Origin of the sequence: Marinobacter salinus, assembly GCF_001854125.1 — a bacterium.
In the GTDB taxonomy this organism is placed as follows: domain Bacteria; phylum Pseudomonadota; class Gammaproteobacteria; order Pseudomonadales; family Oleiphilaceae; genus Marinobacter; species Marinobacter salinus.
Map to the genome: position 1 here is coordinate 3,230,489 of NZ_CP017715.1, position 24,915 is coordinate 3,255,403.

Consider the following 24,915-nt stretch of genomic DNA (forward strand, 5'->3'; position numbering starts at 1 on the left):
CCTTGGAAATGGAACTCGCTGCGCTCAGACATCCATTTCTGGCGGGAAAAAATCCCCCACCCCCCTCACGTCAGATCAACAAAGATATATCCGTGAAGTTAAGTGGAGAGGGTGTGGGGATGCTTTTCTGCCGGGAAAAAGATGTCTGAGCGCAGCGAGTTGTTTTTCCCAGAAGAAAAGCACCCCCGCGACCTCGCCCCTTCCACAACCAACAGGCTAGGCGAACAAAACTCAGTCCTCAGACCCGGCCTTAAAAAACACCACCTGCTTAACAGTATGATCGTCTTCGTTACTGCGCGTGTTCACCCGCGTTTCTAACTCTGGATCGGCCGGCTTCTCAGCATCGGACACCGCATCGGTAAATCCGCAGGCCACGCACTCACGCACCTGATCACCGTCATCGGTGGTAAACATCATGATCTTGTCCATCTCCACACAACGGGGACAGACGGCGCCGGCGATAAAGCGTTTCGGACTCGCCATAACTAAACTCCGGAAGTAAGTACCCGGCAGTCATTACGACTGCCGGAACACATTGGCTCAGGCAGCTTCATCCGTGATGCCGGATTGTTTCAACAGGGCGTCTACTTGCGGTTCGCGACCACGGAAGGCCTTGAACAACTCCATCGGCTCCTGAGAGCCACCCTTCTCCAGAATGTTATGCAGGAAGGCCTTGCCAGTCTCGGGGTCGAAGATGCCTTTTTCCTCAAACATCGAGAAGGCATCCGCCGCCAGTACTTCCGCCCACTTGTAGCTGTAATAACCGGCCGCGTAACCACCCGCGAAGATGTGCGAGAAGGAGTTCGGGAATCGGTTGAACGCCGGTGCTTCCACCACAGCAATCTCTTCCCGAACCTTTCGATGCATATCAAGCGGGTTGGTGGGCGCCTCGCCACTGAATTCCGCATGCAGGCGGAAGTCGAACAGAGAGAACTCCAACTGGCGCACCATGCCCATTCCGGACTGGAAATTCTTGGCCGCCAGCAGTTTCTGCAGCAGATCCTCCGGCAGGGGTTCGCCGGTTTCGTGATGGGAGGCAATCAACGCCAGCGATTCCGGGTTCCAGCACCAGTTTTCCAGGAACTGGCTGGGCAGCTCGACCGCATCCCAGGCCACGCCGTTGATGCCGGACACGTCCAGTACATCCACTTGGGTCAGCATATGGTGCAGGCCATGGCCAAATTCGTGGAACAGGGTGGTGACCTCATCGTGAGTGAGAAGCGACGGCTTGCCATTCACCGGCGGGGTGAAGTTACAGGTCAGAAACGCCACCGGCAGCTGAAGCTGCCCACGCTGATTGCGCCAGCGAACCCGGCAATCGGCCATCCAGGCTCCACCACGCTTACCCTGACGGGCAAACAGGTCCAGATAGAACCAGGCAAGGGGTTCGCCGTTACGACTGATACAATAGGCGGTAGCATCCTCATGCCATGTCTCCACCTCCGGGTGGGCCTCGATCTGGACGTCGAAGAGCTTTTCGGCCACCTGAAACAGACCGGGCACCACCTTGTCGACCGGGAACCACGGGCGCAGGGTTTCCGGTGAAATGTCATACCGCTGCTGACTCAGTTTCTCGCTGTAATAGCCGACATCCCAGGCTTGCAGGTCATCAACACCATGCTCGTCTTTGGCAAACGCCTTGAGTTCGGCAAACTCCTTCTCGGCCATAGGCTTGGACTTGGCCGCCAGCTGATTCAGGAATTCCAGCACTTCGTCCGTATTACGTGCCATTTTGGTGGCCAGGGACCGCTCAGCGTAGTTGTTGAACCCCAGTAGCTGGGCGAGAGCATGGCGGCGCTTGAGAATCTCCGCCATCAACGGAGTATTATCCCAGGTACCGGCATCCGGCCCCTGATCGGAGGCCCGGGTTACAAAGGCCTCATAGACCTCCCGGCGTAACTCGCGGTTGTCGCAGTAGGTCAGGACCGGGTAGAAACTCGGGAAGTCCAGCGTGATCACATAGCCGTCCAGCTCTTTCTGCCGGGCGGCCTGTTTCGCGCCCTCAATGGCAGTTTCCGGCACCCCCGCCAGCTCGCTAACATCGGTGATGTGCTTGTACCAGTGCTGGGTGGCATCCAGTACATTGTCGCTGAAGCGGTTAGACAGTTCTGACAGTTCCTGCGACAAGGCTGCGTACTGTTTCTTCGTTTCGTCGGGCAGATCAACACCACCCAGGTGAAAATCCCTAAGGGTGTTATCCACTGACTTGCGCTGGGCTTCGGTCAGATCCTTGAAATCGTCACGGGCCTTCAGTCGCTTGTAGGCGTCACAAAGGGCCGTGTTCTGGCGGATTTCTGTGCTGTATTCGGTCAGCTTTTCCAGACAGTTCTTGTACACCTTGCGCAGGTCGTCGTTGTTCATGACGCCATTCAGGTGCGAAATCACCGACCAGGCATTGCTCAACTTGTCTTCCAGTGCCTGCATGGGCTGGGCCAGGGTGTCCCAGGTCGGATCTTCATTCTGGGCAAGACTGGCAATTTTCACGCGATTTTCGCTGAGAATCTGGTCAATAGCCGTCTCCATGTGCTCAGTACGAACATGGTCAAACTTCGGCAACAGGTCGTCAGTCAGTAACGGGTTATTCATAGTTCCCCTTCTCAGCCAGGAATTTGTCAGGTAGCGTCTTTATATCATTCCTCGGGGCAAGGCACCTGCGGGAACATTCTTCCAAAACCCGCTCAAGCACGTCCATGTGACGCTTGAGCTCCGCCATCCATGGCTCCGCACAGTTTTGGAAGAATGTTCCCGCAGGCACCCCGATCCTCCGGGTAAGTCCAGCAAAGGTATATGTAATGACGAATGTACGCTCACACAAGGGTAAGATGCCACAATTTGGTGAACGTGCCTGGGTTGACCCCAGTGCCGTGGTGATCGGAGATGTCCAGACCGGCGACGATTGCTCCATCTGGCCAATGACCGTGGTGCGTGGCGACATGCACCAGATACGCATTGGCAACCGGTGCAGCATTCAGGACGGCTCGGTGCTTCATATCACCCATGCCAGCGACTTTAACCCCGGCGGCTACCCGCTAACGATCGGCGATGACGTTACCGTTGGCCACAAGGCCCTGCTCCACGGGTGCACCGTAGGCAGTCGGGTGTTAGTGGGTATGGGCTGTATCATTATGGACGGCGCGGTAGTCGAGAACGAAGTAATTGTCGCGGCGGGCTGTCTGGTGCCACCAGGCAAGACACTGGAATCGGGGTACCTCTACGTTGGCTCGCCGGCAAAACAGGCCCGGCCACTGAGCGATAAGGAGCGCACTTTTTTCAAATACACCGCAGCCAATTACGTGAAACTGAAAGAGTCTTATATCACCGAATCCAATCGATGATGCAGGTCAAAAATTGCTCAACGAGATCTTGAAAATACGAACAGCGATCGTACATTGAGAAATAGCAACAGTTCACGGATGACCATCCGGGCGATTCCCGGGATGGATCTGTTCCGCGAACGAAGCTGAACATCACTATTCAGATTCGTTTTCGTCGACAAGAAGGAGATCCTTATGAGCAATCTTACCCGCTGGAACCCAATCAATGAGTTCGAAGATCTTATGAGTCGCTACAACCGGATGTTCGGCCTGTCCCGCACCGAAGGTGAAGGCAAGGACCTGTTCAGCCGCAGCGATTGGGCACCAGCTGTTGATATCAAAGAAACACCGGAAACTTTCACCATCGAAGCCGAACTACCCGGTATGGACAAGAAAGACGTGAAAATCACGGTACATGACGGTGTGCTGAGTATTGAAGGTGAGCGCAAACACGAAGAGGAAACAAAAGACGAGAAGCTGCATCGCATTGAGCGGTATTACGGCAGCTTCACCCGTCGCTTCACGCTGCCCGACAATGTCGACGAGAACAGCGTGAAAGCGAACTTCAAAGATGGGCTGCTAAAGCTGACATTGCAGAAGGCCGAACCCAAGGAGCCCAAGGCAATTGAAGTAGACATCCAGTAGTCCGCGCCAACATCAGAACCGCAGCTGTGCCGGGACTCAGCTCCCGGCCGCTGCACGTCGTTGTGCACCCGCAGCTTCCAACGCACGGGCATAGTCTGCGCTCTTACGATGTTCAGTGATTCGGTCCAGCATAGTCTCACCCTGTTCATTCACCGCATCGAGATTCCGGCCCGCTTCCACAAAAAAACCGATGAAACGCTCAAAATCCTCTGCCCGCATGGCCTGATAGGCTTTCAACAAGGCATTGAAATCTGTGTTTTCTCCTTTGTCATAGGGCTCAATAGCGAGAAAGCTTTTAACGCGTTCATCGCTCCATTCCTCACCAATGACTTTAGGCTTGTCTGGTCCGCTCATTGTCGCTCTCTCATAACTGGATACGTTCGGCAATCGACTCACGCATTGCGTGAACCAGCCACAGGCGAGACAGTATAAAGCCCTGAAACAACGTCAGTTATATGAATTCAGCATGAGAGTCTTCACCACAAGCATAAGGCGGATGGAGTAATTCCTCATGCTCAGGGCAGAATTTCCACCGGCAGCTCTTCGGTGGAAACAGCATTACTGCATTCCGGATCCCGGATGGCGATTTCCACCCGTCGGTTAAGCGCGCGGTTTTCCGGTGAATCGTTGGGAGCCAGCGGGTTGGTTTCTGCTCGCCCGGCAGCTACAACACGTTCGGCAGGGACCTGCCGGTTGAGTACCAGTTCATGGACAACCGATACCGCTCTGGCCGCTGAAAGATCCCAGTTGGAGCGGTAGCGACTACTGGATATGGGGCGATCGTCGGTGTACCCGGACACAAGGACGTCTCCGGCACAGGCAGACAGAACCTTGACCACCCGCTCAATGATAGGGACCATTTCAGGCTTGATGGCCGCGTCGCCAGACCGGAAAGTGGCTTCTTCCGAGAACCGGATCACCACCTGTCTTTCGTCGTAATTGACGCTCAGGGCATCAGAGGCGACCTCGGACTCCAGCTCAAGTATCAGTTGACTGGCCAGGTCAATCACCCCGCCGGGAATTTTCGTCGGGGCAGCCCCGTCAGCCCGCTCATCAATAAATGCCGGCTCCTCTCGCTGAGATGGCGTTGGTTCCGGCAGAGAGACGGTATCGGATTCGATCATGGTAATGGGCGAACCGCCCACATTGTCACCCAGAACGTTACTGGAGCCGAAAGCGACGGCCATTGAGTTGGCCATGGCACGGTATTTTTCCACGTCCATCTCGGCGAAGGACAAAAGCAGGATGAAGAAGGTCAGCAGCAGGGTGGCCAGGTCAGCAAAGGTGACAATCCAGGCGGGTGTCGAGTTCCGCAGCCGTTTCTTGTTTTTCTGCTGAATAACCTCCAAAGCGTCAGGCCTCCCGCTCCGGGGCCAGGCCAGTGCGCTGGTCCGGGTGGACAAAGGACGACAGAAGCTCGGTCATGACCCGCGGGTTCTCGCCTCGCATGATGTTCTTGATCGAAGTGGTAATAAGCACCTGGTTTCGGGCTTCATCCTCAGCTTTGAGCTGAAGTTTGTCGGCCAGTGGCAGGGCAATCAGCTGGGCGATAAAGGCGCCGTACAGTGTCGTTAGCAAGGCAATGGCCATGGCCGGACCGATAGAGGCAGGATCATCAAGGGTATTCAGCATCTGCACCAGTCCCACAAGGGTTCCAAGCATACCAATGGCAGGAGCCGAATCCCCGATACCCCGGAATACCCGCTCAGCAACCTCGTACCGTTCCGCGGTTTGCTGAGCTTCCTGGGCCAGAGCCTCTTCTACAAGCTCCGGTGGGTGGCCGTCGACGCAGAGGTTAATGGCCTTCTGCAAAAAACTGTTCTCGGTGTTGTGATTCTCCAGCCCGAGAACACCTTCTTTGCGCACCACCATGGCCAATACCCCGGCCTCACGGATCAATTCTGTAGGCTTGGGCATCCGGTCGGTAAAACCGGCACTGAACGCCAGCCTGAATGCGTTCATGACCGATGCCATACGAAACTTGATGAGGGTGACGGCAAAGGTTCCACCAAGCACGATGGCCAGGCCGGGGAGGTTCAGGAAAGTAAGCAGAGACGCATTGGCAAGCATGGCCAGACCGACGATCAGGACGCCAGCAATAAGCCCTACAAGCGTAAGAATATCCATGGAAAACCCTTACAGAAAGATTCTGAGTATCGCCTAAACCCTGGCCGTGGTCTCAGTCGTTACGCAATGTGTCAATCACCGTTGCGCTTTCCGGTGTGACACCCCGCCAGACCCGGAAGGATTCCGCTGCCTGCTCCACCAGCATGCCCAGACCATCGAAAACGTTGGTTGCCCCCTGTTCCAGAGCCCATTGGTTAAACGTGGTCGTCTGCAAAGAGTACATCATGTCGTAAACTACCGTATCGGTGCCGATCACATTTGCAGAGAGCGGGGGCAAGTCCCCCTGCAGGCTGGCGCTGGTGCCATTGATGATGACATCAAACGGCTGATCCGGCTGCTCGAACCCGCAGGCGGTCAGGACCGTATCACCGGCTTCATCGGAGAACAGATCTACCAGGGCGTCGGCCCGGGCTACTGTCCGGTTGGCAATCGTGAGCGCCGCTGGCTGCTCAGCCAGAATGGGACCAATTACACCGCGAACCGCGCCACCGGCGCCAAGAACCAGAATATTGGCACCCCTGAGGGTTACGCCGTGATTTCCAACCAGGTCCCGCACCAGCCCACAACCATCCGTATTGTCCGCGGTAAGTAAACCTTCACTGTCATAATAGAGTGTATTGGCAGCTCCGGCCTTTTCCGCGCGCCCGGTTCGCCGATCAGCCAGCTGCCACGCCTGTTCTTTGAACGGCACCGTCACGTTGACGCCCTTGCCACCGCGATCGAAAAACTGCCGTACCGTAGCCGCAAACCCGTCCAGTGGCGCCTGAATAGCAGTGTACTCCACCGGCTCCCCGGTCTGACTGGCAAACAGGCTGTGTATACGGGGGGATTTGCTGTGGCTGACGGGGTGGCCGACAACTGCATACAGATCATTATTCATTTCGCACTCTCCACCTCATTCCCCAAGCCAGTCACGGCCGGTCAGAAAATAGTCCGTCAATCTTGCTTCTTCCGTTCCGTGCTCCGCTACCCGGTTGTAATCCCAGCGCACCAGAGGCGGCAAAGACATCAGTATAGACTCAGTGCGCCCGCCAGACTGGAGGCCGAACAGGGTCCCGCGGTCGTAGACCAGATTGAACTCCACATAGCGTCCGCGGCGATACAGCTGGAAATTCCGTTGCCGGTCACCATAGGCGTGATCCATTCGGCGTCTGACGACAGGCTCATAAGCTTCAATATAGCTGTTCCCGATGGCCTGCATGAAATCGAAGTCTTTCTCGAAATCACCGGTATTGTAATCATCGAAGAACAGGCCACCGACACCGCGGGGTTCATCCCTGTGTTTTAGGTAGAAATAGTCATCACACCAGTGCTTGAAGCGGTTATAGAGTTCGTCACCAAACGGATCGCATGCGGCCTTGGCCGTCTTGTGCCAGTGCACACAATCCTCCTCGAAACCGTAGTAGGGAGTCAGGTCATAACCGCCACCGAACCAATACACCGGCTCGGCGTCTTTTGGCGTTGCGATAAAGAAACGGACGTTGGCGTGCGACGTGGGAACATAGGGATTGTTCGGGTGCATCACCAGCGACACACCCATGGCCTGCCAGGGCGCGCCGGCCAGATGCGGGCGATGCGCCGTGGCAGAGGCCGGCATGGTCTCACCCATGACGTGGGAAAAATTTACCCCGCCTTTCTCAAAAACCCGGCCTTCGGTAATAACACGACTGACACCCCCTCCGCCCTCCGGACGGTCCCAGACATCGCGAATGAACGAAGCGTTGCCGTCCACCGCTTCCAGACGCGAACAGATCGCTTCCTGCAAGCGCAGCAAATACTCTTTGACGGCACGGCTGTCGGGCTCTTGTGACATGAATTCTCCTAACGAAGCTGCTGACCAGTAACAATATCAATAATACGGCTGGGGCTGCGATTGCCACCAAGCGCACCAGGCACAATCCGGTCCAGCTGGCCCCCGAAATAACGACGGACTTGCCAGGAATGGTGGGCCGGTTGCCGACCCGCCGGATTACAGGAGGTCGACACCAGGGGCATGCCGGCGGCCTCACACAGGGCGCGCACCACCGGATGGCTGCTGACCCGCACAGCAATGGAACTGTGGCGCCCCCGCACCCAATCCGGGATTTGCCGTTTCACGTCCGGCAACAGGCAGGTGACAGGGCCAGGCCAGTGGCGCTCAGCCTCACGCTGCAATTCGACGGGCAGGGCATCCAGCAGGAAACGGACCTGATCCAGCGAAGAAGCTACCAGGATCATACCTTTCTCAACCGGACGCTGCTTCAGCTCAAGGATACGTTCGACTGCAACCGGATCCCAGGGATCGCAGCCCAGCCCCCATACAGCTTCCGTGGGGTAGGCGATAACACCGCCCCGGAGCAGGGCGCGGCGGGCAAGGTGTAACTGCCATTTGCTTAGCGGTTGGGAGACAGCCATGTTTGATGTTGTCGGAGTTGAAGTGGGGTTGATCATTAAACCGGACTCAGGCAATTCGCTGAAAACCTCCCGGAGCCGAGCTCACAAGCCCCTGCAACTCAAGCAGCAGCAGGGACTGCATGAGCTGATCGGCGGGCAGGCCTGTTGCTGAGCTCAGTGCGTCTGTTGACAGAGGATCATACCCTAAAGCCTCAAATACCGCGATTTCCCGACTGTCCAGGCCAACCAGCCCAGGCCTGTCCTGTTCTTGTTGCACAGCCGTGGGAGATGCCTCAACCGAGCCATCGACGGCGCCCTGGAGGGACCACCAGGTGCCCAGCTCCTCGAGAATATCGTCCACCGTTTCCACCAACCGGGCGCCCTGCTTGATCAGGTGGTGGCAACCCCTGGCAACCGGGCTGTGGACAGATCCCGGAATCGCAAACACCTCACGTCCTTGTTCAAGAGCCATCCTGGCGGTGATCAGTGAGCCGCTTTTCAAGCCGGCTTCAACCACCAGCACGCCTCGACTCAGACCACTGATAATACGATTACGCTGGGGGAAGTGGGCGGCTCGTGCCGGCGTACCTGGCGGGTATTCAGAGACCATCAGGCCCTGCTCAATCACGCGCTCACCAAGCCGGCGATGTTGGTTCGGGTAGATCCGGTCCAGGCCGCAACCAATGACGGCAACCGTCGGAAACCCTGCGTCCAGGGCGCCGGCATGCGCAGCGCCGTCCACTCCAAGAGCCAGACCGCTCGTCACCAGGAGGTTTCGCAGCCCGAGTTCAGCCGCAAATTTCCGGGCATGGTCCAGCCCGGCTCGCGTCGCATTTCGGCTGCCAACGACACCAATCTGGTCCCGGTTCAGTAAGGTCTGATCACCTCGGGTATACAAGACCAGCGGTGCATCGTGGATATGATGAAGCGCCTCGGGGTAGTGCTCCTCTTCCGGGGAAACAATACCGATACCAAGCCGGTCGCAATCGTGCCAGATGCGAAAAACAGCGGCTACCACCGGATCGCTCTGGTCCCGCCGTTGCCAGGACCGGATCGGGTCAATCACCTCCATCGGAAGACCGAGTGCTTTAAGCGAGGCCACGTTCATGGCCAGAAAATCGGTCAGCACCGGAGTTGCCGAAAGCACGGCACGCCGTCGGCGGACGCCAAACTTTGGCAGGCACGAAAGCAGCAACCAGGCAGCAGCAGGGGAGGAAAAAAGATCAATGCATCCGGACCGGCCAGAGGGTCCAGTGAGAATGGGTTGTGTCACGATGTCATCCTTGAAAACGAAAAAGCCGGGCCATCCTGGCCCGGCGACGATCTGAACCTTAACCTTCAGCGAATCACGGGTTGGTAACCTTGTCACCAACAGAAAGCGGGCGAGTCGCCTGCAACACCAGCCCGTAGCTCATTTTTTCATAGGCCTGGAAAATCATCATCAGGCCGGCACGCTCAGACGGCAGCTCAATCGTCTCACCGGTGACCGGATCACGAACCATATTGCCACTCTTCAACACCGCCATAACGTTGCCAGGCTCCAGACCATCACGGCTGCCACGATTGACGGCAACCACATCAAACTGGCCGATCTGGGTAACACCGCCATCAACCGCGATCATCTGACCGTCAACCTGGTCATCCGGCGAGCTCGGCACAAAACTGGTGGAAATCGGGCGATTAACGTTGGTCAGCAGACGGTCCCCGATACGGATTTCCTGATTGGACTTGGTCAGCCTCAACGTCAGGACATCACCGTTTTCCGCAGTTATCTGGCCGGCACCGACGCTGCGGGCTTCGAGACCCAGGAACTCACCGGTTTCGGGATCAATGAATTCCTTGGTGCGGCGGAAAATACCTACCTTGTCGGCAGGCTTGTCGCCGCGCGCATAGACGCGATCACCGGCACCGGTAATGATCCGGCCGTCTTCACCTTCGAGCACATAAGGTGCTCCGTTCAGCTCCTCCGGTGACACGATCCGGGTATCCGTCAGGAAGCTGCTGATGGCATCCAGGGGGATTGCCGGAATAGGCGTATCAATCGGTTCGGAGCGAACCTGAGGGGACAACTTCACCACGTCACTGGTCGCCACCTTGGTGATGCGGGGTTTGCCGTCGATGTAGACCAGGGCAAGGCGATCGCCAGGATAGATCAAGTGAGGGTTCGCCACCTGCGGGTTCACATGCCAGATTTCCGGCCAATACCACGGGTTGTTCAGAAAGCGGCCCGAAATATCCCAGAGGGTGTCACCCTTCACGACGGTGTAACGCTCGGGATGATCGGCCCGCAGCTCCGGTGCAGCCTGAGCCCAGGAGGTGAACAGCAGCGTAAATGCTGCCAGAGCGTACAGCAGTTTCCTCATTGTGTAAGTCCTTGATCGCGTGCCTTGATGCTTTGCATTCTGTTGGGATGCAGCCTGTTGCCTGCAGCTTATTACGTTGTTATTCCTGTTACTATAGAAGAAGTCCCGGAATTTGTGATGTTATCTTTTGTTCTTCCAGTAAATTCTATCCCGCCGGCGAAAGATTTTAACTATTAAGTGATCAGTTTGTACTCAATCGACGAATTGTTGGATAATAGTCATGTGGCGTTAACACTGCCAGCAGCCGTTGAAACCTGCGGATACGACCCGATTATCAGATAAAGGGTGATTTTTTGCGCAGTACGCTTTCGCATTTTCGCGATCGCTTTCACTTGCTTGCAGAAATTTACACAAGTTACACGAGATGCAAACGTTAACGCCGGAATTCAGCCACACAGGTCAAAAGTACGAGTCACATGATACTAGAAATTCTCGAATACCCGGATCCGCGTCTGCGCACCATCGCCAAGCCGGTGAATGAGGTGACGGATGACATCCGCAAGCTGATCGACGACATGTTCGAGACCATGTACGATGCGCCCGGCATTGGCCTGGCGGCTACTCAGGTGAACGTGCACAAGCAGATCATTGTCATGGATCTGTCCGAGGACAAGAGTGAACCCCGCGTGTTCATTAATCCGCAGATCGAAGTCCTCGACGGCGACCTGGAAGACATGCAGGAAGGCTGTCTCTCGGTACCCGGTTTCTATGAAGACGTAAGCCGCATCGAACACTGCATGATTCGGGCAATGGGCCGGGACGGCAAGGCCTTTGAAATTGAGGCTCGCGGTCTGCTTGCCGTGTGTATCCAGCACGAAATGGACCACCTGAACGGCAAACTGTTCGTGGATTACCTCAGTGCCCTGAAACGCAACCGGATTCGCAAGAAGCTGGAAAAGCAGCACAAGCAGAGTGCCTGATACAGTGCCTGGCAAAGCGCCAGGACAACTGACCAGACTTCGGACCGGGTTATAACCCGGTCTTTTCGTATTCAACGGAACAGAGACATCACAACCGTGCGACTCGTTTTTGCCGGAACCCCCGATTTTGCCGCCACTGCGCTGAAAGCCCTTCTCGGCACCCATCACAGAGTGGTTGGCGTGTACTCCCAGCCAGACCGGCCCGCAGGTCGCGGACGCAAACTGATGCCCAGTCCGGTCAAGCAAGTGGCTCTGGAGGCCGGCATTCCGGTGTTCCAGCCGGAGAACCTGAAAACGGATGAGGCCCAGCGGGAACTGGCGAATCTCAAGCCCGATGTCATGATCGTTGCAGCCTATGGTCTGATCCTGCCGAAAACTGTGCTGGGGATTCCAGTTCACGGCTGCCTTAACATTCACGCCTCGCTGCTGCCTCGCTGGCGTGGCGCTGCGCCGATCCAGCGGGCCATTGCCGCAGGTGACGACGAAACCGGCATCACCATTATGCAGATGGATGAAGGCCTCGATACCGGTGACATGCTGCTGAAGTCACTCACCGCGATCGGCCCGACAGATACCGGAGGCAGTCTGCATGATCGCCTCGCCGAACTGGGCGGTCGGGCCATACTTGATGCGCTCCATTTGCTGGAAAAAGGCGAACTGAGCGGCGAGGCGCAGAACGACAAGCTGGCCTGCTACGCCCATAAATTGTCCAAGGAGGAGGGGCATATCGACTGGACCCGGGATGCCCTCGACATTGAGCGTCTGGTTCGGGCATTTAACCCCTGGCCCGGCACCTACACGGACCTGGATCGTCTACGTATCCGGATTCACGAAGCGCAGGCCCTGGGCGACGATAGCCACCAGCCGGCCGGCACAGTGGTTCGACGGGAAAGGGAAGGCATTGATGTTGCCTGTGGCACCGGCACCCTGCGTATCACGCGCCTGCAGTTGCCGGGAGCCCGCGCCCAGAGCGTGAATGACCTCATCAACGGGGGCAAACAACTGTTGATGCCCGGGCAGGAGCTGAACTGACATGGGCGACCACCACCAGCCCATCCGTGCCCTTGCCGCCGACGTTATGCTGGCCGTGGAAAACGGTCAGTCCCTGTCGCAGTGCCTGCCCCCGGCGCTGAATGACCTTCCTCCCAATGACCGGCCAGTTCTGCAGGCACTCTGCTACGGAACGTGCCGCTGGTTTCATCGCCTCGATGGTGAGCTCCAGACCAGACTGAAGAAACCGCTGCGGAAGCCGGACCGCATCGTCCATCACCTGATGCTGGTGGCACTGTTTCAGTTACGCTTCAGCCAGCACGCATCCTATGCCATATTGAACGAATCCGTCGAAGCCTGCCGTGCCCTCGACAAGCCCCATCTCACCGGTCTCGTGAACGGCGTTCTTCGCGCCGCGGAACGTGAAGGGGCACCGGAGCCCGAAGACGATGCTGCCCGTTACAGCCACCCCGCATGGATGGTGGAAAAGCTTCGCCACAATTGGCCTGAAGACTGGCGGAACATTCTTGAGGGCAATAATGCCCAGGCACCGATGACGCTTCGGGTAAACGCGCTCCGCTTCAGCCGCGACGCCTATCTGAACCTTTTGCAGGAAGCAGGCATCGACGCCACACCAACCCGCCTGGCGCCTCACGGCATCCAGCTTGCCCGTCCAGTTCCGGTAGACCGGCTTCCCTGGTTTGATGACGGTGCCGTCAGCGTTCAGGATGAAGCTGCGCAACTGTGTACGACAATACTGGACCTGGCACCGAGGCAGCGCGTACTCGATGCCTGTGCTGCACCGGGCGGAAAAACGTGCGCGATTCTGGAAGCCTGTGGCGAACTGGCCGAGGTGGTCGCCATTGACGAGTCTGCCGACCGGCTGCCCAGGGTCCAGGAAAACCTGGATCGGCTGGATCTGCAGGCCATCCTCAAGCAGGCCGATGCGGCCGCTGTTGACCAATGGTGGGACGGCCAGGCGTTTGACCGGATACTGCTGGATGTCCCCTGCAGTGCCAGTGGCGTCATCCGACGCCACCCGGACATCAAGCTGCTGCGCCGGGAATCGGACATTGTTCCGCTGGCCGCGATTCAGCTTGGCCTTTTGAACGCCATGTGGTCTATCCTCAAGCCCGGCGGGCGGCTGGTGTATGCGACCTGCTCGGTGTTCCCCCAGGAAAACCACCGTATAATCCAACGTTTCCGTAAACAGCAGGACAGTGCCATCCTCGTTGAGCCAGAGGTTCAGTGGGGAAGGGATATGGGCGCGGGGCGGCAACTGCTCCCCGATCCGAACAGCCATGACGGCTTTTTCTATGCCGTACTGGAGAAACCCGAATCATGAAGATCCTGATCCTTGGTGCCGGCCAGGTCGGTGGCACACTGGCAGAAAACCTGGCAAATGAAGCCAACGATATCACGATCATTGACAGTAACGGTGCGCGGCTTCGTGAGCTTCAGGATCGTCTCGACATTCGCACTGTCCAGGGCGAGGCGTCTTATCCGACGTCACTCCGGCAGGCCGGGGCAGAAGATGCCGACATGCTGATTGCGGTTACCAACAGCGACGAAACCAATATGGTTGCATGCCAGGTCGCCAAGCTTCTTTACAAGACGCCAACGACTATCTGTCGGGTGCGTGCCAATGCCTACCTGGCTAAATCAGACCTGTTCTATCAGAAAGACCAGACAAAAGACCTGGACAGCCTGCGCGGCTTTCCCATCGACGTTCTGATCAGTCCGGAACACCTGGTGACCAAACATATCACCCGCCTGATTGAAAACCCGGGCGCTCTGCAAGTACTTGAATTCTCCAAAGGTCTGACCCGCCTGGTTGCTATTCGAGCCAGAAAGGGCGGCCCTCTGGTCGGTCATGAATTGTCTCACCTGCGCACCCACATGCCGCGCATTGATACCCGGGTAGCTGCCATCTTCCGGAAAGACCGGGCGATCATGCCTCAGGGAAACACGGTGATTGAGGATGGCGACGAGGTGTTCTTCATCGCTGCGTCCGATCATATCCGGTCCGTGATGAGCGAATTGCAGCCACTGATAAAGCCGTACAAGCGCATCTTCATCTGCGGTGGCGGCAACATCGGTCAGCGGCTCGCCCACACGCTGGAAAACCGTTACCAGGTAAAACTTCTGGAGCGGAATCATGACCGCTGTGTGATGCTGTCGGAAAACCTCCGAAAAACCGTGGTTCTCGAAGGCAATGCTGCCAACAAAGACATTCTGCTGGAAGAAAACATCGAGAATACCGATGTGTTCTGTGCGGTGACCAACGACGATGAGGCCAACATCATGGCCTCACTGCTCGCCAAGCGGCTCGGGGCCCGTAAAGTGCTCACGCTGATCAACAACCCGGATTACGTGGATCTGATTCAGGGTGGCGACATTGATGTCGCCATTTCCCCTCAGCAAACCACCATCGGCAGCCTGCTGACCCATGTTCGCAGAGGCGATGTCGTGAACGTTCACTCGCTGCGCCGGGGTGCGGCAGAGGCGATCGAGGCCATCGCCCATGGCGATCACCGATCCTCCAAGGTAGTCGGCAAACGTCTGGATGAAATCAACCTGCCAGAGGGCGCCACGATCGGTGCCATCGTCCGGCGCAACGAAGTTCTGATCGCCCACGATCACCTCCGTATCCAGCCCGACGACCACGTTATCCTGTTCCTGGTGGACAAAACCCGGATACGGGATGTTGAGAAGCTGTTCCAGGTGGGCCTCACCTTCTTCTAGTTCAAAAACAAGGGTATGAAGACCACTTAGAAATACCGCTTTGGCAAGCGTATAATGCGCCTTTTTTCAAAGTGCCCCGAGGGAATATCGGAGCGCCACACACAGACCGATCAGTAGGCAGACGTCGTGACAGACAAGGCAACGAAAAGCACAACACCGGATATCAGGACCTTCCAGGGCCTGATTCTGGCCCTGCAGAATTTCTGGGCGCAGCACGGCTGCGTGGTACTCCAGCCACTGGACATGGAAGTGGGCGCCGGTACCTTCCACCCGGCCACCTTCCTGCGAGCCATTGGGCCAGAAACCTGGAATGCCGCGTATGTTCAGCCGAGCCGCCGACCCACTGACGGACGTTACGGCGAGAACCCCAATCGCCTGCAGCATTATTACCAGTTTCAGGTGGTACTGAAGCCCTCACCGGACAACATCCAGGAACTCTACCTGGATTCCCTGAAGGCTCTGGGGCTAGACCCCCTGGTTCACGACATCCGGTTTGTGGAAGATAACTGGGAATCCCCCACCCTCGGTGCCTGGGGGCTGGGCTGGGAAATCTGGCTGAATGGCATGGAAGTGACCCAGTTCACCTACTTCCAGCAGGTTGGGGGTCTCGAATGTTTCCCGGTTACCGGTGAGCTCACCTACGGGCTTGAGCGAATCGCCATGTACCTGCAGGGTGTGGACAGCGTGTATGACCTGGTCTGGACCGAAGGCCCGGATGGTGTGGTGACCTACGGCGACGTGTTCCACCAGCAGGAAGTGGAGATGTCCACCTACAACTTCGAACATGCCGACACCGAGTTCCTGTTCCACAGCTTTGACGTGCACGAGCGCGAAAGTGCCCGCCTGATCGAAGCCGGGCTGGCCCTGCCAGCCTATGAGCAGGTGCTCAAGGCCTCCCATACCTTCAACCTGCTAGACGCCCGACACGCCATCTCGGTCACCGAGCGCCAACGTTTTATCCTTCGCGTGCGTACCCTGGCCCGGGCGGTTGCTCAGGCTTACTTCGACAGCCGCCGCAAACTCCGCTTCCCTCTGGCTCCCGAGGCCCTGAGAGAGGAAGTACTGGCCGCGGCGGACGCGGACGCCGCCGATGCCAAGGCTAACGGCAAGAAAGGCAAAAAAGCGAAGAAGGCACCGCAGGAACAGGGGAACGCATAATCATGGCAACACAGGATTTTCTGGTCGAACTGGGCACTGAAGAGCTGCCCCCGAAAGCGCTCAAACGACTGTCCGATGCCTTCACGCAAGGCATCACCAAAGGTCTGGAAGACGCAGGTATCGAATTCGGCAAAGTGGAAGCTTTTGCCGCACCCCGTCGATTGGCCGTTCGTGTTCGTGATCTGACCGATGCGCAGCCGGACAAACCGGTTGAGAAGCGCGGTCCCGCAGTGAAGGCCGCGTTTGATGATGCGGGCAATCCGACCCGGGCACTGACAGGCTTTGCCACATCACTCGGTGTCACGCCTGATCAGCTTGATACTCTGGAGACTGACAAAGGCGCCTGGGTGGTATACCGCACCGTCGAGCAAGGCAAGCCGACGGTTGAACTGATGCCGGATCTGGTAGAACAGTCCCTGGCAGCACTGCCGATCCCCAAACGCATGCGTTGGGGCGCACACCGGACCGAGTTCGTTCGCCCTGTGCACTGGGTAGTCCTGTTGTTTGGCAACAAGGTGATTGAGTCGCCGATCATGGGGCTGACCCCGGGCAACAAGACCCGTGGCCACCGATTCCATTGTCCGAAGGCGCTGATCGTCCCCACACCCGGCGATTATGAAATCGTGCTCAAACAGGAAGGTTATGTCATTGCTGACTTTGCCGAGCGCCGTGAACTGATTCGTGCCGGCGTAACCGAGCTTGCCGAGAAGGAGGCTGGCGGTAAGGCGGTGATTGACGAAGACCTTCTTGACGAGGTTACCGCCCTGAACGAATGGCCGGTGCCGTTGATGGGACGATTTGAAGAACGCTTCCTGGACGTTCCGGCCGAAGCACTGATTTCATCCATGAAGGAACACCAGAAATACTTCCACGTGGTCGCTGCGGATGGCGAGATGCTGCCGCTGTTCATCACCGTTGCCAATATCGAGAGCAAGGATCCCTCCCAGGTCATCTCGGGCAATGAAAAGGTGATACGGCCGCGCCTGTCCGACGCCGCCTTCTTCTACGAAACTGATCGGAAGACCCGGCTGGAAGATCGTGTCGACCAGCTCAAGCCCATCGTATTCCAGGAAAAGCTTGGGAGCATCTACGACAAGTCCGTACGCGTCGCCGCTCTGGCAAAGAGAATTGCCGATGCTATTGGCAGCGACCCGGTGATGGCCGAGCGCGCAGCCATGCTCGCCAAGACCGACCTGGTTACCGAGATGGTGCTGGAGTTCACCGACCTGCAGGGGATCATGGGGCAGTACTACGCCGCCAACGACGGTGAGGCAGAAGATGTTGCCAAAGCTCTGAACGAGCAGTACATGCCACGGTTTGCCGGTGATGATCTGCCCACCACTCTGACCGGCTGTGCCATTGCCATCGCCGATCGTCTGGATTCCCTGGTCGGCCTGTTCGGCATTAACCAGCCACCGTCCGGCACCCGCGACCCGTTCGCCCTGCGCCGCGCCTCCCTGGGCGTCCTGCGCATCATCATTGAGCGGGAACTGCCGCTGGATCTTCAGGCCTGCTGTGAATGGGCAGAAGAGAACTTCACAGTACTGACCGAGGACAACACCGCTTCAACCGTGGTCGATTACATGCTGGAGCGGTTCCGCGCCCACTATGACGAGCTGGGTATCGGCGCCGAAGTCTATCTGGCCGTGCACGCCCGCCGTCCGACCCGTCCGCTGGATTTTGACCGCCGCGTCAAAGCCGTGGAAGCCTTCCGCCAACTGCCGGAAGCACAGGCCCTGGCTGGCGCCAACAAGCGAGTGTCGAACATCCTGACCAAGCAGGGCGGTGACAGTATCGGTGAAACGGTAGACAGCAAGCTGCTTCAGGACAGCGCTGAGCAAGCCCTGGCTGAGCAGGTGAATCAGCAGGCTGACAAAGTGCTGCCACTGTTCGAGAACGGCGATTATGCCCGTGCACTTCGGTCACTCGCGGCCCTGCGGGAGCCCGTGGATAACTTCTTCGACGAAGTCATGGTAATGGCCGATGATGAGGCCGTAAGGAATAACCGTCTCGCACTGCTGAACAGGTTGCGCAACCTGTTCCTGCGGGTAGCGGATATTTCCCTGTTGCCGACAACAGGCTAAAGCGAAAAGGCGGGAGCGGCCAGAGAGCGATGCTGATCATCCTTGACCGGGACGGGGTCATCAATGAGTACGATGGTAACTACATCTGCTCCGCCGATGAATGGCACCCTATTCCCGGCAGCATCGAAGCAGTGGCCCGGCTGAGCAATGCGGGCCACCGTATTGCCATCGCCACCAACCAGTCAGGCATTGCCCGGGGTTACTACGACACCGACGAGCTCGATGCCATGCATGAAAAGCTGGAGCAGCTTGTCGAAGCACAGGGGGGGTGCATCGATTTCATCGCTTACTGCCCCCACCATCCGGACGACCAGTGCGACTGTCGCAAACCCCTAACGGGGCTGCTTGAGCAGATCCGCGACCACTTCCACCTGGAGTCACTTGCGGGCGCCATTATGGTCGGGGACAGCCGCAAGGACCTGGAAGCGGGTTTTGCCGAATGCTGTCTGCCGGTGCTGGTACGAACCGGGAACGGGAAGGACACCGAACGTCATCTGGAAGCCCGACCGATCCCTGGTGCCGCGGTCACCATCTACGACAATCTCAGCAAATTCACGGACACGCTTTTAGCGGCAGAGGGCTGGTAAAACCAAAGCGAATCCGTATAATACCGGCCGTTGATCGGCGTGTGGCGCAGCTTGGTAGCGCACTTCGTTCGGGACGAAGGGGTCGCAGGTTCGAATCCTGCCACGCCGACCACTTTCCCGCTTTTACCTTATATCCCCAGTGCGCAAATTTGCCATTAATACCTTTCAAAGCAAAGGCTCAACCGGCAACAACGAAAGCAGAAAAACCAGCGTCCGTTTCAATAATCCAGTGTCTGGCTCGTGCCGGTGCCGGATGGTTTCTGTGCCAGTAAACTCCAGCCAGCGAAGATCTCCATCGGAATTAAGCACCACCTCATAGGCGGTGAACCGAACCTGCTCGGCAAACCCGGATTCCAGGGCTTCGGCCAGCTCCGGGCTTTTTATCAGGAACCCCAGTTCTGTGTTGATGTGGGCTGATCGGGGGTCGAAATTGAATGAACCGACGAAAAGGGTCTCACCATCGACCGCGAAGGTTTTCGCGTGCAGGCTGGATGCCGAGCTGCCCAAAAGCCCCGGGTCCGTCGAACGCTCAGGCGCCAATTTCCGCATCTCATACAGCTCGACACCGGCTCGAAGCAGAGGTTTCCGATATTTCGCATAACCAGCGTGCACCAGGGCAACATCGTTGGCTGCCAGAGAATTGGTCAGAATACGGACCTGTACACCCGATTCCTCCAGATCCCGGAACAATGCAACACCGGCGTTCCCGGGCACAAAATACGAGGAAACCAGCGTGAGCGAGGTTTCGGGCGTGCCAATGGCCCGGGCCAATTGCTGGCTTAAGAGACCAGTGGCGGAGTGCTCATCCAGCGCCTTGGCCGGATCGTCACTCATCACTTCTACCGGTGCCCAGATAAACGTCAGGTCTTGGGCCAATATATCCCGAAGCATTTCCGAGGCCTCAACGGCCGCAACAAACCTTCTGGCTTCGGCGCTTCGCTCCAGGGCTTTCACTTCCAACACGAATTCCGGCAGGGCTTCCTCACGCACCGCCGGCAAAAGCCGCTCTGCCGGATAAGCAGAGGCACTGGACCAGTAGCGGTCAAAATCTTTTGACACCCGGTTGGCTACCGGCCCGATCGCCAGTACATCAAGGTCCGAAAACAGAATTCCCGTGCCCGCTCCGAAGTATTCATCGGAGATATTGCGGCCGCCAATAATGGTGGCCTGGTTATCGGCAGTGAAGGACTTGTTGTGCATCCGATGGTTCAGGCGATCAAACGCCAACAGGTTACCCAGCAACTTGGGGTGTCGGACCACAAACGGATTAAACAATCGCACTTCAATGTTGCTGTGGCTGTTCAGAGCAGCCAGGGGCCTGTCCATTCCGCCTATGCCATTGTCGTCCAGAAGTAACCGAACCCGAACGCCACGCTCCGCGGCCCGGTATAGCGTATACAGCAACAGCTTGCCCGTGATGTCGTACTGCCAGATGTAGTACTGAACATCCAGGGATCGATCACTGGCCTCGGCCAGCAGGACTCTGGCGGTGAAGGCGTCAATCGGATTCTCGAGGGTCGTGATACCACTAAGGCCGGGATGCTTTCCCGCCTCAGAATTAACCACCTCGCCGAGTCGTGTATCCGCAGTCTGCTCTTGCGAGAACGCTTCACTTTGGGTTCTGCCTTTCAGCGGTGGTAAGGCGCAACCGGTCTGGACAAACAGGAGGATGACGATTGCGAAAGTAAGACTGGTTCGCCGATTGATAATTTGCAGCAATAGACCTTTCCCGTTCATCGGTTGCCTTGCCAAGGGTGCACCGGAGGCTTACATCATACGATCAAGCCCCTCATAATCACCATGGGTCACCCTGGTAACTCCAGACGCGTGCTGACTATCAAGAAAGGTCCGCAGGCGTGGAGAGGGTGTTGTCATCACTTCCAGAACCGTCTGACGAACAGAGTGGCACAAGTCACTGCGGAAAACGAAAGGATCGTAATGCAGCGGCGGTGAGCGATCATGTAGGCTGCCGGCCCTAATACCGCCACATCGACAGCCCCGGACACTACCGAGTCGATGACACTCTCATAAGAGCTGGCCCGAACTATCTCGACCGGCACCACCCAGACCCTCACCGAAAAGCTCCATAAGAGGCTGGTACTCTTTCAGCTGCCCGGTAAACGCCCGGAGAAAATCCGGCAGATCAGCCGGCGGCATCGGTCGGCTCAGGTGGTAACCCTGAGCAATATCGCACCCGGCAACCTTGAGATGTACCAGCTGGTCACGGGTTTCCACCCCCTCGGCCACCACCTTCAGTTGCATCCGTTTGGCCAGAATAATGGTGGACGAGACGATCGGACTATCGTCGTGGCTATTGCAGATTTTGGCAATCAGGCTCCGGTCAATCTTCAACTTGTCCACGGGCACGGCATCCAGGTGTGCAAATCCGGAATAGCCAGTGCCAAAGTCATCGAGACTGAGTTTCACGCCGGCCGCCTTGAGGCAATGCAGACTCTCCACGGCATTGGCATCCAGCATCGCAGTTTCAGTGATTTCCAGCTCCAGCTGGTCCGTCTTCAGGTCATACTCGCTGATCATCTCAAGTACCTGCCGGCAGAACTCAGCCTGGGTCAGCTGGATCGGCGAGACATTGACGGCAACGGGTTGCGCGGAAATACCTTCAACTTGCCATTGGGCTATCTGGGCGCAGGCCAGGCGCAATACCTCGAGCCCCAGGGGTATGACAAACCCGCTGTTTTCCGCCACCGGAATGAAGCGGTCCGGAAAGAGCAGACCAAACTCGGGATGCTGCCAGCGCACCAGGGCTTCGTAACCGATGATTTCCATGGAGTCCAGGCAAACCTGGGGTTGGTAATGAAGAACGAACTCCCGGTTACGCAGGGCTTCGGAGAAGGATTGTTCAAGGTGAAACTCCTCCACATCCTTGAGATTGAGAGACTGGTCAAAGAACCGATACTGGCCTCGCCCCACCTTCTTGGCCGAGTACATGGCCGCATCCGCGCAGCGCACCAGACTCTCAATGGTCTGGCCGTCCCGTGGACATATTGCGATACCAATACTGGGGCTGCTGTTCAGTTCGGTCCCGTTGAGTTCATATGTGGCAGACAAATGGCTGGTGAGGCCGGCCGCCCACTGTTCGATATCGCTCTCGGTGCGATCATCCGCCAGCAACACCACAAATTCATCACCGCCAAAGCGGGCGGCCACATCCTGGGGGCCTAATAATCGCTGAATCCTGCCGGCAACCGCCTGTAGCAAAAGATCGCCCACCTGGTGGCCGAGAGAGTCGTTGATCGACTTGAAACGGTCCAGATCGATGAACATCAAGGCAGCCAGCCGCCGATTCAGCCGCTGGTCGCCAAGAGTATCCGAGGCAATATCGAGAAACTGCCGGCGGTTATAGAGGCCACTGAGATGATCAATGGACGCCGCCCTGCTGCTGCGGGCATGCTCGCTTTCCAGTCGCTCGATGAGCTGCTGATTCTTTTGTTCCGATAACTGCAGGGCATGCAATACAGACTGCTGCTGTTTCAGGGCCCTAACCAGCCAGAACACGATAGCGCCCACCAGCAAGGTCATCACAATGTTCAGCACCAGTTGTTTACGCTGATCACTCCGTAGCGGTCCCAGGATCTCACCGTAGGGCTGAGTCACACTTACGGTGAAGCCGTGGATGGCCCGGGTAACGAAGACATACTGATAACGCTCGTCGCCCTGTTGGAACGTTGACTGCCCGCTGTTTACCCGGCCATTCAATGCAGGCTGAATGCGCGGCACCGGGATACCACCAACAATGACACCGCTGGTATCGGCGCGCATCCATTCATCGCCCTGAGCATCCAATACCTGGATGAACCCCTTTGGCCCCAGTTCCACATGCTGGAGCAGGCCTGCCAGGTAGCCGATATCCAGTTCGATCAGTATTAACCTGGCCAAACCGGCAGGGACCCGCTCGCCCGCAGGCACCAGGAATGGCAAACGCCAGCCTGGGGTATCCCTGTCAGACTCGGGATCTTCCGACCGTAGGGGCAACTGGGGCACAAAGCCGTAATTTTCCAGATGAAGCTCCAGTTGCAGGAGCCAGCTCGACAGATTTGTTCGGGCAGAGTCAGGGTGACTGGCATAAAGCAGGGTCCCGTTGCCATCGTATATACTCAACCGATTGAACACAGGGTCCTCGGCCAGCAACGCCAGCAATCTCTCGAACCCTGCCAATTCCTGTTTTGGATCGTCGATCACCAGGCTGCCCATGATTTTGGCACGTTCTGTCATCTGCTTGAGACTTTCTGAAACGACCAAAGCAAGGTTGCGGTGCTCTGACTGCCGCGCCTCGAGCGCCTCTGTCCGGGACGTGGTGGTCTGGTAAACGAACAGAGCCCAGATAAAGACCACCGTTAACGCTCCCAGAGCCAACATGGCAACCTGGACGGCACTGAGAGAAGAGGCGGGCTTTTGCTGCATTGGCGTTACTCGGGCGGAATGGCGTTTAACGGGCAGTTCGGCAAGCCTTCCGTTGGCAACTTTCGCGATCCTGGATCAGAGAGAGGGTAGACCCAATGATCCACCAATGGGTCGACAAGCTATCAGGAGGGTATGGCATTTCGATGACAACTCGTGACTCTCGTCACACCTCTTATTTGTTAAATCTATTTGTTCTATAGATATAACGTTATTGCATATCATTGAATGTGCGGGGTATCGTTAGCTGGACATAACGGGGAATCCAACCTCTATCAGCAAAGCCCGACAGGAGATCCACCATGAGCTTAAGACTTGGCGATACCGCACCAAACTTCACCATCGACAGCACCGCCGGCCAGATCAACTTCCACGACTGGGCAGGTGACTCGTGGGTGTTCTTCTTCAGCCACCCGGCCGACTTCACCCCGGTGTGCACCACTGAGATGGGCCGTACTGCCCAGCTTGCAAAAGAGTTCGAAGCTCGCGATGTGAAGCCCCTGGGTCTGTCCACAGACACTGTGGAAGAGCACGTGAAGTGGATTGAAGACGTCAACGATACCCAGAACTGCGACCTGCAGTTCCCGATCGTTGCCGATGCAGACCACAAAGTGGCCGAGCTGTATGAAATGATTCATGCCGGTGAAAGCGAAACCGCCGCCGTGCGCAGCGTGTTTATTATCGACCCGAACAAGAAAATCCGCCTGACCATGACCTATCCGATGGCTGTCGGCCGGAATTTTGATGAGATTCTGCGTGTGATTGATGCGCTTCAGACCAGTGACGCGAACAACTGCGCTCTGCCAGCTGACTGGCGCAAGGGTGACGATGTGATCATTCCGCCCTCTATCTCCAATGAGGAGGCCAAAGGCCTGTTTCCGAACGGCTGGAACGAAATCCGTCCTTACCTTCGAACAACCAAGCTTTAATCTGGCTTGCGGATAGAGTGGGGAGCTTGCCGGTTGGCAGGCACCCTTTCCGCTTTGATTTCGGTCAAACCTTTAACTGCATCGTTTTAATTCATATTGAACCTCCCTACATCACAAGGGAGTGGCGCCAAAGAGGGCGAAAAGAAAAGCAAGGGTTTGCTTCAGTGACAAAGTCACTTTCGACCCTATACCTGCGAGCCAGAGGACTTAACCGTTATATTACCAAATAGTCTAACGTTAGAACTTATTGTTTGGTAGGCT

23 protein-coding genes and 1 tRNA gene are annotated in these 24,915 nt (G+C 57.1%); 11 read left to right on the plus strand and 13 right to left on the minus strand.

Features of this window, described 5'->3' with window-relative positions:
* Window positions 1-231 precede the first annotated feature (231 nt).
* Window positions 232-483 carry a YheV family putative zinc ribbon protein gene (locus tag BKP64_RS15050; RefSeq protein WP_070971877.1) on the minus strand — a complete coding sequence of 84 codons (252 nt, stop codon included), beginning with the start codon at window positions 481-483 and terminating at the stop codon, window positions 232-234.
* Between the two features lie 57 nt (window positions 484-540).
* Entirely contained in the window at window positions 541-2,586 is a 2,046-nt protein-coding gene (gene prlC, locus BKP64_RS15055) for an oligopeptidase A (protein WP_070971880.1), read from the minus strand.
* A 206-nt stretch (window positions 2,587-2,792) separates the two neighbouring features.
* Between prlC and BKP64_RS15060 the strand changes: the two genes are divergently transcribed.
* Window positions 2,793-3,335 (plus strand): gamma carbonic anhydrase family protein, encoded by a 543-nt coding sequence (locus BKP64_RS15060; protein ID WP_070971883.1) that lies wholly within the window; start codon window positions 2,793-2,795, stop codon window positions 3,333-3,335.
* A 174-nt stretch (window positions 3,336-3,509) separates the two neighbouring features.
* Entirely contained in the window at window positions 3,510-3,959 is a 450-nt protein-coding gene (locus tag BKP64_RS15065; RefSeq protein ID WP_070971886.1) for an Hsp20/alpha crystallin family protein, read from the plus strand.
* Between the two features lie 36 nt (window positions 3,960-3,995).
* On the opposite strand, the gene BKP64_RS15070 is transcribed toward BKP64_RS15065, so the two are convergent.
* From BKP64_RS15070 to BKP64_RS15105, 8 genes are all read right to left on the minus strand, one after another.
* Entirely contained in the window at window positions 3,996-4,313 is a 318-nt protein-coding gene (locus tag BKP64_RS15070) for a PA4642 family protein (protein ID WP_070971891.1), read from the minus strand.
* A 161-nt stretch (window positions 4,314-4,474) separates the two neighbouring features.
* Window positions 4,475-5,308, minus strand: a complete 834-nt coding sequence (locus tag BKP64_RS15075; RefSeq protein ID WP_070971894.1) for a flagellar motor protein MotB — start codon at window positions 5,306-5,308, stop codon at window positions 4,475-4,477.
* Between the two features lie 4 nt (window positions 5,309-5,312).
* Window positions 5,313-6,086: a motility protein A gene (locus BKP64_RS15080; protein WP_070971896.1), complete on the minus strand. Its 774-nt coding sequence runs from the start codon at window positions 6,084-6,086 to the stop codon at window positions 5,313-5,315.
* 52 nt (window positions 6,087-6,138) lie between these two features.
* Window positions 6,139-6,966: a shikimate dehydrogenase gene (gene aroE / locus BKP64_RS15085; protein WP_070971899.1), complete on the minus strand. Its 828-nt coding sequence runs from the start codon at window positions 6,964-6,966 to the stop codon at window positions 6,139-6,141.
* A 15-nt stretch (window positions 6,967-6,981) separates the two neighbouring features.
* Window positions 6,982-7,899 (minus strand): oxygen-dependent coproporphyrinogen oxidase, encoded by a 918-nt coding sequence (gene hemF / locus BKP64_RS15090; protein WP_070971902.1) that lies wholly within the window; start codon window positions 7,897-7,899, stop codon window positions 6,982-6,984.
* Between the two features lie 8 nt (window positions 7,900-7,907).
* Complete coding sequence (tsaC, locus tag BKP64_RS15095; protein ID WP_070973710.1) at window positions 7,908-8,480, minus strand: L-threonylcarbamoyladenylate synthase type 1 TsaC; 573 nt, start codon at window positions 8,478-8,480, stop codon at window positions 7,908-7,910.
* Window positions 8,481-8,526: 46 nt separating this feature from the next.
* Window positions 8,527-9,732: a DNA-processing protein DprA gene (gene dprA, locus BKP64_RS15100; protein ID WP_227515429.1), complete on the minus strand. Its 1,206-nt coding sequence runs from the start codon at window positions 9,730-9,732 to the stop codon at window positions 8,527-8,529.
* A 73-nt stretch (window positions 9,733-9,805) separates the two neighbouring features.
* Complete coding sequence (locus BKP64_RS15105) at window positions 9,806-10,822, minus strand: LysM peptidoglycan-binding domain-containing protein (RefSeq protein ID WP_070971907.1); 1,017 nt, start codon at window positions 10,820-10,822, stop codon at window positions 9,806-9,808.
* A gap of 416 nt (window positions 10,823-11,238) precedes the next feature.
* Between BKP64_RS15105 and def the strand changes: the two genes are divergently transcribed.
* From def to BKP64_RS15145, 8 genes are all read left to right on the plus strand, one after another.
* Window positions 11,239-11,742 carry a peptide deformylase gene (gene def / locus BKP64_RS15110; RefSeq protein WP_070971910.1) on the plus strand — a complete coding sequence of 168 codons (504 nt, stop codon included), beginning with the start codon at window positions 11,239-11,241 and terminating at the stop codon, window positions 11,740-11,742.
* Window positions 11,743-11,838: 96 nt separating this feature from the next.
* Window positions 11,839-12,774: a methionyl-tRNA formyltransferase gene (fmt, locus tag BKP64_RS15115; protein ID WP_070971914.1), complete on the plus strand. Its 936-nt coding sequence runs from the start codon at window positions 11,839-11,841 to the stop codon at window positions 12,772-12,774.
* A 1-nt stretch (window position 12,775) separates the two neighbouring features.
* Window positions 12,776-14,077, plus strand: coding sequence for a 16S rRNA (cytosine(967)-C(5))-methyltransferase RsmB (gene rsmB / locus BKP64_RS15120; RefSeq protein ID WP_070971916.1), 1,302 nt, complete (start codon window positions 12,776-12,778; stop codon window positions 14,075-14,077).
* Window positions 14,074-15,477, plus strand: a complete 1,404-nt coding sequence (gene trkA / locus BKP64_RS15125; RefSeq protein WP_070971919.1) for a Trk system potassium transporter TrkA — start codon at window positions 14,074-14,076, stop codon at window positions 15,475-15,477. Before rsmB ends, trkA begins: the two co-directional genes overlap by 4 nt.
* Window positions 15,478-15,603: 126 nt before the next feature.
* On the plus strand, window positions 15,604-16,635 hold the full coding sequence (gene glyQ / locus BKP64_RS15130) for a glycine--tRNA ligase subunit alpha (protein ID WP_070971922.1): 1,032 nt from the start codon (window positions 15,604-15,606) through the stop codon (window positions 16,633-16,635).
* A 2-nt stretch (window positions 16,636-16,637) separates the two neighbouring features.
* The gene (gene glyS / locus BKP64_RS15135) at window positions 16,638-18,719 is read left to right on the plus strand and encodes a glycine--tRNA ligase subunit beta (RefSeq protein ID WP_070971925.1); all 2,082 of its coding nucleotides are present in this window, start codon (window positions 16,638-16,640) and stop codon (window positions 18,717-18,719) included.
* 29 nt (window positions 18,720-18,748) lie between these two features.
* Window positions 18,749-19,306 carry a D-glycero-beta-D-manno-heptose 1,7-bisphosphate 7-phosphatase gene (gene gmhB / locus BKP64_RS15140; RefSeq protein WP_070971928.1) on the plus strand — a complete coding sequence of 186 codons (558 nt, stop codon included), beginning with the start codon at window positions 18,749-18,751 and terminating at the stop codon, window positions 19,304-19,306.
* 35 nt (window positions 19,307-19,341) lie between these two features.
* Window positions 19,342-19,418: transfer RNA gene (locus BKP64_RS15145), tRNA-Pro, on the plus strand.
* Window positions 19,419-19,471: 53 nt separating this feature from the next.
* On the opposite strand, the gene BKP64_RS15150 is transcribed toward BKP64_RS15145, so the two are convergent.
* From BKP64_RS15150 to BKP64_RS15155, 3 genes are all read right to left on the minus strand, one after another.
* On the minus strand, window positions 19,472-21,016 hold the full coding sequence (locus BKP64_RS15150; protein ID WP_070973712.1) for a phospholipase D family protein: 1,545 nt from the start codon (window positions 21,014-21,016) through the stop codon (window positions 19,472-19,474).
* A gap of 164 nt (window positions 21,017-21,180) precedes the next feature.
* Complete coding sequence (locus BKP64_RS19770) at window positions 21,181-21,381, minus strand: PhnD/SsuA/transferrin family substrate-binding protein (RefSeq protein ID WP_418287579.1); 201 nt, start codon at window positions 21,379-21,381, stop codon at window positions 21,181-21,183.
* Window positions 21,332-23,728, minus strand: coding sequence for a putative bifunctional diguanylate cyclase/phosphodiesterase (locus tag BKP64_RS15155; RefSeq protein ID WP_070971931.1), 2,397 nt, complete (start codon window positions 23,726-23,728; stop codon window positions 21,332-21,334). The genes BKP64_RS19770 and BKP64_RS15155 overlap by 50 nt, the downstream gene beginning before the upstream one ends.
* Window positions 23,729-24,027: 299 nt before the next feature.
* Here BKP64_RS15155 and BKP64_RS15160 point away from each other — a divergent pair, with 299 nt between their 5' ends.
* On the plus strand, window positions 24,028-24,654 hold the full coding sequence (locus BKP64_RS15160) for a peroxiredoxin (RefSeq protein WP_070971933.1): 627 nt from the start codon (window positions 24,028-24,030) through the stop codon (window positions 24,652-24,654).
* The last annotated feature ends 261 nt before the right edge of the window (window positions 24,655-24,915 follow it).